Source organism: Streptomyces albospinus (genome assembly GCF_014648695.1).
In the GTDB taxonomy this organism is placed as follows: Bacteria; Actinomycetota; Actinomycetes; order Streptomycetales; family Streptomycetaceae; genus Streptomyces; species Streptomyces albospinus.
The window spans coordinates 1-8,690 of sequence record NZ_BMRP01000097.1 but is presented as its reverse complement, the minus strand read 5'-3'; the positions used below and the strand labels follow the sequence as shown (position 1 = coordinate 8,690).

Below are 8,690 nucleotides of genomic sequence, written 5' to 3'. Positions count from 1 at the left end.
GCCCGCCGCTGCCACTACCAACGCCGAGGCCACGACCCCCACATGCGGTTGCAGTACTAAGGCTGATTGTCCAGCAGCCAGGGCGGCGGGTGGTGTCCGGGAGGGTTTCGCTGTGCCGGGCCGCGAGCTGGGTGTACGCGGGTGCGGTGTCGGCGCTGGTCCTACGACGATCCTGGGTGCGGTGGTTCAGGGCTGGCCGGTAGGGACGACGGTGATGTCGGGGAGGCTGACATGCGGGGGGCGGCTGGTGACGTAGGCGATGAGGTCGGCGACGTCGCCGGCGGACAGAATCTGGGTCGAGGCCAGGAGCTGGTCGCGCCACTGGACGGCGTCGGGGTCGGTGAGCTGCTGGTTTGGCATATCGGTCTGCACGAGGCCGGGTGCGACGGTGGTGACCCGTACGCCGAGGGGCGCGACCTCTTGGCGCAGATTGCGGGCGAAATGGTCGACGGCGGCCTTGGTGGCGGCCTAGACGCTCGCCCCGGGGAACGGGACGCGGCCGGCGACCGAGGAGATGGCGAGCAGGTCGGCGGGGCCACCGGCCTCGGCAGCGGACACCAGGGACGGCAGGAAGGCGTGCACGGTGCGCAGTACCCCCTGGAAATTGGTGTCGATCTCGCGCCACCAGTTGTCGGGGTCGGCCTCCAGGACCCGCTTGTTGGTCATGACGCCGGCGGCGGCCACGACCAGGTCGACGGTGCCGTAGGTCTTGGTCACCTGGCGGGCGCCGCTGTCGAGCGACGCGGAGTCGGTGACGTCCACGGCCGCTGCCAGGGCTTCTCCGCCGTCTTTCGCGATCTTCTGGGCCAGGTCTTCGAGCCGGTCAACGCGGCGGGCCAGCAGTGCCACCCGTGCTCCGTCGGCGGCGAGTCTTTGGGCGGTGGCGGCGCCGATGCCGCTGGCCGCGCCGGTGATCACCGCAGTCCGTCCGGCCAGCGGCCGGGGGTGCTGCTGCTTGGTCATGATGACACCTCCTGATCACAACTGCTGAAAGTCCTGGTGCCGGGTACGGGCCGTGCGGGGGCCGGTCGGCACCGCCACTTCGCTCCTGGAGCCGTCCCGGCTGCCGGGAGGCGGCCGGGTAGTCCACCTCACGCCCGTCCGGGTCTCACGCCCGTCCGGGTCTCACGCCCGTCGGTGACGGCTCCGTCCGGCATCCGCCTTACGGCGACCCGCACCGCTCTCTCCTCCGTCGCCGTGTACAACCGGACGGGCAGTACGACTGGCCCCACGGTGAGTGCCCCGGTCCCGACAGCTCTGGCCGGCGAGCTATTGCCCATGTCTCCAGCCTCCGGCCGACGTCTTCCTGTCGCATCGCGACCGACCATCGGCACTGGGCCGAACGGGGAAGACCCAAGTCGGCCGTCATCGAGGGGCAAGCCACGCTCCGTCGCGAGATGCGGGATGGCTTCGCCAAGGGGCAACGCTCGCTTCGACGCCCTCGAATCGAAGAGGGATCGCCATCAGGCGCAGATCGTCGAGCTGCTGTCCGCTCTGGTGGGCAAGAACCCGAACGAGAGCTGGTATCCAGGCGGCCGGTTTCCTTCCCCGCCGAGACGCTGAGGGGCCCTGATTCCCTGCGAATCCGGGCCCCTCACTGTCAGTACCGCCGAGCAATCCACGGCTAGCTGTGCCCTGGCCCGAGGGTGCCAAGGTGTAGTGCTCGCCGGCGCCGTGGCAGGGTGAGGGCATGTGTGGTCGATACGCCTCCACCCGCCGCCCGCAGGACCTTGCGGGACTGTTCGACGCGCGCTGGGATGCTGACATGGCGCTGGCTCCGAACTGGAACGTCGCACCGACCAACGACGTGTGGTCGGTCCTCGAACGCGTCGAGCGCGACACCGGCGAGATCACCCGGCAGCTGCGACCGCTGCGCTGGGGCCTGGTGCCGTCGTGGGCGAAGAGTCCGAGCGTCGGCTCGAAGATGATCAACGCGCGGGTGGAGAGCGTCGCGGAGAAGCCGGCCTACCGGCGGGCCTTCGCCAAGCGTCGCTGTCTGCTGCCGGCCGACGGCTTCTACGAATGGCAGGCCATCGCGGCCACCGAGACGACCAAGGCCCGCAAGCAGCCGTACTTCATCAGCCCCGAGGACGGCCAGGTCATGGCGCTCGCCGGCCTGTACGAGTACTGGCGCGACCCCGACGTCGCCGACGACCACGCCCTCGGGGCGTGGTGGACGACGTGCACCATCATCACGACGGAAGCCACCGACGCCGCCGGCCACGTCCACCCACGCATGCCCCTGGCCATCGCCCCCGACGACTGGAACGCCTGGCTCGACCCTGCCCATCAGGACGCCGACGAGCTGCGCGCCCTGCTGGGAACACCAGCCGCCGGCCACCTCGACGCCCGGCCGGTGTCCACCGCGGTCAACAACGTACGCAACAACGGCCCCCACCTCCTGGACACGGTCACCGACGGCCCCAAGCGCTGAAGGTCGACGAGCACACCGCCGGCCGGACCATCGCGGGCACCGGCATCGTCGACGCCGGCGGCGTGGTCGGCGGGGTGGCGCTGAAGACCCGGGCCGCGCACCGCGTCGGCGCGGGGGTCTTCCTCGTCCCGCGCAAGGAGTGCACTGACGCCCGCGCCGAACTCCCCATGGGGATACGGCTGTTCCCGTCACCACCCTGGACGGCGCGGTGGACGCGCTGAAGGCCCTCAACTCCGGCGGTGACGTGCCCAGTTGCGGGACGTAGCCGGGTCGAGGGCCCTGGCGGCGGGCGGCGCCGCGCTCAGACGGTGGCGGTGGCCGTCGTGTCGGCGTAGCGGAAGCCGTCGTCGTCGAAGTAGAAGACGGTGACCTTCACCTTGTCGCCCTTCTCGAAGCCCAGGGTGGCGGCCGGCTTGAGTCGGACCTGTGCGGTGTGGTCGGCGTAGTCGCAGACGAGCTTGTCGACCTTGACGGTGCCCGCGCCGTACCCCTTGAGCTTGGACGAGGTGATCTCCTCGGCGTTGGCGACCAACTGGTGGTTCATGCCGGGGTCGCAGGAGTACGTGACGTTCACCCGCAGGCCCGGCCCGTCCAGCGAGACCTTGTCGATCGCGATCAGGTTGGCCTTGGCCGCGGCCATCGGTGCGGTGGCCAGGACGCCGGCCCCGGCCAGGGCCACGACGGTGGCGGCACCGGCTACACCGCGCCGGATACGGGATGCCTTCATGGAGTTCTTCCTTCCCCCTGCGCAGTCACGGTTGCGGAGACTGCGACACTTGTTCGTTTTCGGGCGGTGTACACATTACGTGATCTTGCGGGGACATCGAACCCCTTTCCGGGCATCCGCCCGGCCTTCGCAAGGCGCCGCTGCCTCCTGCCGGCCGACGGCTTCTGGATGCGCTGGCACTTGACCGAGTGGATCTGGTGGGGCACTCGATGGGAGGGATTGTTGCCCTTCTACTTGCCGAGGGCTATCCGCAGCGTGTGGACCGGCTCGTCTTGGAGGACGTTCCGATCCCACGCCCTCGGGAACAGACCACTCCGACCAGGCCGGATGGGAAGCTGACGGTCGATTGGGAAATGGTGTTGGCCGTCAGGCGGCAAGTCGACACGCCGGAGGCGGGATGGCTGGAGCGCCTCAGCAGGATCACTGCCAAGACCCTTGTCGTGGCTGGCGGGCCAGGCAGTCACGTGCCCCAGGAGGGCGTCGTCGAGTTGGCCCGTCGTGTTCCTCACGGGCGAGTCGTCACCATTCCGGCCGGGCACTTGATCCACCAAGCCGAACCGATGGAGTTCACGAAGGCCGTTCTGACGTTTCTGCGGTCGGAGGAATAACCCGGCCCTGACCGGAAGCCCGCGAACTCCGCAGCGGCTGGCAGGTTGTCACCGGCGCAGCTCAGGGCAGCAGTCGATCGCCTCGGCCAGTTGCTCGGTGTGGGTGTCGAGCAGCGGCTTGAGGGCGGTAGCGGGGGAGATCGTCCGTGTCTCCGTCTGTCTGCCTGAGCCAGGGGCAGATGTTGTGCCGTTGTCGGCTCCAGACGGCGCGGAGTTCGGGATTGTGGGCGATGTGTGGTGGGCAGGGCGCGAACGCGAGCTCGCCCTCGGTGACGCGGGTCCAGATGTAGACGCTGACGGCGAGGCGTTTGCGGTCATCGCTGAGGGATGCCCGATGCCCAGGGAGGATCGGCAGCCGGGTGCCCATGTGCTGCCAGACGTCTGGTTCGAGGGCCGAGGATCCCAGGGCTTCGCGGCGTTGCGTGTTGTCACAAGGGCCGTCGGACCGAGCACGCCGGGCTGACCGTCGGAGCCGCTGTGCAGCCAGGCGGCCGGTACAGCGCCGGAGCCGGTGACACCCACAGTGCTTCGCGCGCTGCGGGTGACAGGTAGCGCGCCGACCTGGTGACCGGCAGTGTGCTTTGCGCGATCGAAGCAGCAGGGGGCTGGTCGGTTGCTATGTCTGGTTCCCTGCCTGCTTGACGGTCCTGATCACTGGTGCCGTTTCGACGTGTGTGATGGCTGGGAGTGCGGCGACCCGCGTGGTCAGGTACCGGTACAGCTCCCGTTGGTTCGTGCACACCACGCTCGCGTACAGGTTGGTCGGGCCGGTCGTGGCGGCGGCGAACGCGATCTCCGGGTGCCCGGCCAGCGCCTGACCGGCCTCCTCCAGGTGTGCGGGGGCGACCGAGAGCCAGAGCAGGGTTCGGGCGTTCACGCCGAACATGCGCCAGTCGACGTCGATGTCGAGATAGAGCAGGCCGTGTTCGCGCAGCTCCGTCATCCGGCGCCGGACCGTCGTCGGCGACCAGCCGGTCGCCGCGGCCAACTGCTCGAACCCGGCCCGGCCGTCGGTGGCGAGCAGGGCGAGGAGCTTGCGGTCACCGTCGTCGAGCCGGACCGGTCCCCGTCGATGCGGCACCGGACGCGGGCGCAGTCGCTCGATCGCCTCCGCGTCCAACGACCCGAGCTTTCCGACCAGGTTGTCCGGGCCGCCATAGAAGGCGTGCAGCACGGAGTGCGCGGTCACGCCCTCCACGCGCGGGGTGCGGGGGAGTTTGGCCAGCAACAGTGCCTCACTGTCTGCCTCGCTCTCGGTACGGACCACGCAGGTGATCTCGGTGCCGCCGGAGCTGAGGCTCACCCAGGACGTGTCGGGGCGCCTGGCCAGCGCCTCGGCGACCGGGAGCGACGCGGCGGGCGCACATCGCACCCGCAGGAACCACAGGATGGCTCCCAGCGCGGTGGGGTCGACCCCGCCCAGCACCCGTACCGCCCCGGCCGACCGCAACCGGGCGTACCGGCGGGCGATGGTGCGATCCGACACGCCGAGAACCTCGGCAATGGTGCTGAACGGGGCACGGCCGTCGATCTGCAGCGCGTGCACGAGCCGACGATCCAGCTCGTCGTAGTCGAATTCCACCGAGCAGAGGTTAGACGGCGTCAGATTCCAACGCAATCGAGCCGGTTGCTGGCTCGGACAGCTCGGCCGACGGAGCGTTGCTTCCGTCCTGATCGACACAACCAGAGGAGAGTCCATGGACACCGATGTGCTCATCGTCGGCGCCGGCCCGACCGGAATGACGCTGGCCAACGAGCTGCTGATGGCGGGGGTGTCGACGGTGCTGGTCGACAAGCTGTCACAGCGCAGCGACCTGTCCAAGGCAGGCGGCGTGCAGTCCCGCACACTGGAGGCACTCGACCAACGAGGGCTGCTGGAGCCCCTGCTGGCCACCGGAGATCACCCCGTCACCACGGGCCACTTCGCCGGTATCCCACTCCCGCTCCACTCCAACCGGCACCGTCTGCCATGGCGGTCCGTGCCGCAGGTGGTGATCGAGGGATTCTTCGAGCAGCACCTCGCCGCGCACGGCCTCCACGCCCGGAGGGACCACGAACTGGTCGGCCTCGCCCAGGACGACAACGGGGTCACCGCGACCTTCGCCAACGGCGTCACCCTCCGCTCCCGTTACCTCGTCGCCGCCGACGGAGCCCACAGCGCCGTACGGTCGCTACTGCGGGCCGGGTTCCCCGGTCAGCCCGGTACGTTGACGATCACCGCCGCCGACGTGCGGCTGAGCGGCGTCGATCCGTCCACGTCGCACACCTGGAACGAGGACGGGCACTGGGCGGCGCTGTTCCCGCTCGGCACCGATCCACAGGGCAGGCAGCTGCGCCGACTGGTCCTCGGCGGGCCGGGCCGGTCACTGCCGAGGGAGATCCCGGTCACCGAGGACGAAATCCGCCACGGCCTGAGCACCGTGTTCGGAACGCGCGTGCACCTGCTCGAACTGCGCTACGCCCGCCGTATCACCAACGCGTCGCGGCAGGTCGAGCAGTACCGGCACGGGCGGGTGTTCCTGGCGGGCGATGCCGCCCATGTCCACCTTCCGCTCGGCGCGCAGGGCATGAACACCGGGATGCAGGACGCGCTCAACCTCGGTTGGAAGCTCGGCGCCGCCGTGCACGGCTGGGCACCCAAGAGCCTGCTCGACACGTATCACGCGGAACGGCATCCGGTCGGAGCCGCCGTATTGCGCAACGTCCGGGCACAGAGCCTGCTGATGGACTGGGCCGGCACCCGCGATCCGGACGTGCTGGCCGCCCGGGAGATCTTCACGGCCATGGCCCAACTGCCGGACGTCCAGCACCATCTCGCCGACCTGATGTCCGGGATGGCCATCCGCTACCCGATGCCGGGCACCGAAACCCATCCGCTTGTCGGCCGGCCCGCACCGGACCTGGGCCTAGGCCCGGCCCGGGTGCACGAACTGCTGCGGTCCGGGCACGGCATCCTGCTGGACCCGGCCGACACGTTCGCCAGGGTCGCGGGCCCCTGGTCGGACCGGGTGGACCGGGTGGGCCAGGGCGCCGACACCGAGCCGATGCTCATACGGCCGGACGGCTACGTGTGCTGGGCAGGCGCGGATGACCTGGAACCGGCGCTCGCCCGCTGGTTCGGCGAGCCCCGCTGAGCCGACGTTCAGGAAGCCGGCCGTCGTGGAGAGGCTGGTGGTCATCAGTGGGCGCCGATGGTGACAACTACCGTGTTTCGGCTCACTGTGACTGAGCGTCCCACCTGGCGGATGTGCGGTTGATTTGGCGAGGCTGAGCGTTCTGGTTGGTGGGCGGGTGAGACCGTCAGCCGCCGGTTCCCGGCCGGTCGATGCGGTAGAGGTAGTGGGTTCGGTCATCGACCGGGTTGTCCGGCTCCAGGTTTCCGACCCCGACCCGGCGCAGCCCTGCCCGCTCCAGCGCCCGCCATGAAGGGCGATTGGCTGCCACCACCGGGACGAGAACGCACGCGGCGGCCGGGTGTTCGGCCCAGGTTCGCGCGATGGCGGAGTGGATCACCGCCGTCCCGATGCCCTGGCCGGTCTGGCGGGGATCGCCGATCAGGTAGTCGATGGTCATCGCGTCGTCAGGTACAGGGACGATGACCGCCAGCTCGGCCAGGTACTCGGGGTAGTCGCGCAGGCGTGAACGCTGTACGAGACCGACCGGACGACCGTCGAGGAAGGCGAGGAGATCCTCCGAGGGCTCCTCGCCTCGGGCAGCGGGTCCGAAGTCGCGCGCCACCGCTTCCGCTGTGGTCTCGTGATTCCACCAACGCTTCACATGGGGCTGCTGGAGCCACATCCGCAGCAGAGGGAAGTCCTGTTCCTCGACCCGACGCCACGTCATCTCCATGAGACCGCTCCCGGAATGCTCACGATTCCTCGCAGGCTACGTGCTGCGCGGACCATGCCCAAGGACCCCGCCAACCCAACTGCTCCATAGGCCAATTGGACCCCTGCTGTCAACGCCGATAGCGGGCCGGACGTGCCCAGGAATTCCGGGACCGCCCCGGGCAGGAGCCTGACCTGCATCGCCCGGTCACATGCCGCCCAAGGCGAACAGGGTGAACAGTGCGCCGGCGGCGGCTGCTACAGCCACGGCACGTAGGAGGCTGCCCTGTTCGTGGCGGGCAGCAGCGACGGTGAGCAGCACGACGGTGCCGAGGGCGGTGGGCAGCGTGAGGGCGTTCGACAGACGTTGGACGGTGCTCAGGTGGACTGCCGCAGTGCGGAGGGCACCGTCGAGCGTGGTGCAGTCCAGGGCTGCCTCATCGGTGCGCGAGTTCTCCTCGGTGGCAGCTGCGCCGTCTGCGGGGAGCGCGATGCGTCGGCCTCGGTGCCGGCGGCGCTGCTGCGGGACGCGCCGGGTGGCGACGGCGGACAGCAGCGCGGCGGCCAGGATGCCGCCGCCGATCGCGGCGGCGGCTGCCGGACTGATCCGACTCTCCGCACTCTGCCGAGGAGTTGTGGTCGGTGTTGGGATGGTGGGGGAGTGAGACCCCATGGCGTTCCCGTGTTGTCGCTCCGCTGTGGGTGCGCCGGGTCCTGTAAGCCGTGAGTGGGGGGCGATGAGGGCGAAGTCCTCGTCGATGGCCGACACTGCCTCAGGCCACCTTCATGTTCCACGCGTTCAACGCGTTCACGCGGTCGGGTGTGGCTTGTTCTTGCGGCCTGCTCTGGTGTCTGCCTTCCTGGTATCGCGGCCATTTCGGTTCGCGTGACGCCCTGTCGGGAGGTACCGCGCCGGACGGCAGGTCAGCTTCATACGAGTTGATGTCCGGGTTGATTTGGGCGTTCTCACATCGTAGGCAGACAGCTCGGGCCGCAGGGCAGCCCTCCGGCGCGAGGTGGGCCTCCTGGCCCGGTCCCTAGTAGTGCTTGGTCAGGTTGGTGCGGGTGTGGGTATGTCGCGGTGGCAGGTGGGG

Annotated in this window: 7 protein-coding genes and 2 pseudogenes; 4 read left to right on the top strand and 5 right to left on the bottom strand. The window is 69.6% G+C overall.

Annotation, left to right across the window (positions count from 1 at the left end; genetic code table 11):
* Window positions 1-186: 186 nt before the first annotated feature.
* Window positions 187-963, bottom strand: a pseudogene (locus IEZ17_RS43640) (SDR family oxidoreductase).
* Between the two features lie 727 nt (window positions 964-1,690).
* On the opposite strand from IEZ17_RS43640, the gene IEZ17_RS40810 reads away from it, so the two are divergent.
* Window positions 1,691-2,434 (top strand): SOS response-associated peptidase, encoded by a 744-nt coding sequence (locus IEZ17_RS40810; RefSeq protein WP_189308695.1) that lies wholly within the window; start codon window positions 1,691-1,693, stop codon window positions 2,432-2,434.
* 14 nt (window positions 2,435-2,448) lie between these two features.
* A pseudogene (locus IEZ17_RS40805) lies at window positions 2,449-2,699 on the top strand (hypothetical protein); the annotation flags it as partial.
* Between the two features lie 36 nt (window positions 2,700-2,735).
* Here IEZ17_RS40805 and IEZ17_RS40800 read toward each other — a convergent pair.
* Window positions 2,736-3,161, bottom strand: coding sequence for a hypothetical protein (locus tag IEZ17_RS40800; protein WP_189308694.1), 426 nt, complete (start codon window positions 3,159-3,161; stop codon window positions 2,736-2,738).
* Between the two features lie 95 nt (window positions 3,162-3,256).
* Between IEZ17_RS40800 and IEZ17_RS40795 the strand changes: the two genes are divergently transcribed.
* The gene (locus IEZ17_RS40795; protein WP_189308697.1) at window positions 3,257-3,769 is read left to right on the top strand and encodes an alpha/beta fold hydrolase; all 513 of its coding nucleotides are present in this window, start codon (window positions 3,257-3,259) and stop codon (window positions 3,767-3,769) included.
* Window positions 3,770-4,385: 616 nt separating this feature from the next.
* On the opposite strand, the gene IEZ17_RS40790 is transcribed toward IEZ17_RS40795, so the two are convergent.
* Window positions 4,386-5,351 (bottom strand): Lrp/AsnC family transcriptional regulator, encoded by a 966-nt coding sequence (locus IEZ17_RS40790; protein ID WP_189308693.1) that lies wholly within the window; start codon window positions 5,349-5,351, stop codon window positions 4,386-4,388.
* A 115-nt stretch (window positions 5,352-5,466) separates the two neighbouring features.
* Between IEZ17_RS40790 and IEZ17_RS40785 the strand changes: the two genes are divergently transcribed.
* On the top strand, window positions 5,467-6,903 hold the full coding sequence (locus IEZ17_RS40785) for an FAD-dependent monooxygenase (protein ID WP_189308692.1): 1,437 nt from the start codon (window positions 5,467-5,469) through the stop codon (window positions 6,901-6,903).
* A 166-nt stretch (window positions 6,904-7,069) separates the two neighbouring features.
* Here IEZ17_RS40785 and IEZ17_RS40780 read toward each other — a convergent pair whose 3' ends face one another.
* Window positions 7,070-7,618: a GNAT family N-acetyltransferase gene (locus IEZ17_RS40780; protein WP_189308691.1), complete on the bottom strand. Its 549-nt coding sequence runs from the start codon at window positions 7,616-7,618 to the stop codon at window positions 7,070-7,072.
* A gap of 186 nt (window positions 7,619-7,804) precedes the next feature.
* Complete coding sequence (locus tag IEZ17_RS40775; protein WP_189308690.1) at window positions 7,805-8,269, bottom strand: hypothetical protein; 465 nt, start codon at window positions 8,267-8,269, stop codon at window positions 7,805-7,807.
* Window positions 8,270-8,690 lie beyond the last annotated feature (421 nt).

What these genes read in the sequence shown, in the direction of transcription:
- IEZ17_RS40810 (WP_189308695.1), top strand. Translation starts at nt 1,691, where the DNA reads ATGTGTGGTCGATACGCCTCCACCCGCCGCCCGCAGGACCTTGCGGGA.
- IEZ17_RS40800 (WP_189308694.1), bottom strand. Translation starts at nt 3,161, where the DNA reads ATGAAGGCATCCCGTATCCGGCGCGGTGTAGCCGGTGCCGCCACCGTC.
- IEZ17_RS40785 (WP_189308692.1), top strand. Translation starts at nt 5,467, where the DNA reads ATGGACACCGATGTGCTCATCGTCGGCGCCGGCCCGACCGGAATGACG.
- IEZ17_RS40780 (WP_189308691.1), bottom strand. Translation starts at nt 7,618, where the DNA reads ATGGAGATGACGTGGCGTCGGGTCGAGGAACAGGACTTCCCTCTGCTG.
- IEZ17_RS40775 (WP_189308690.1), bottom strand. Translation starts at nt 8,269, where the DNA reads ATGGGGTCTCACTCCCCCACCATCCCAACACCGACCACAACTCCTCGG.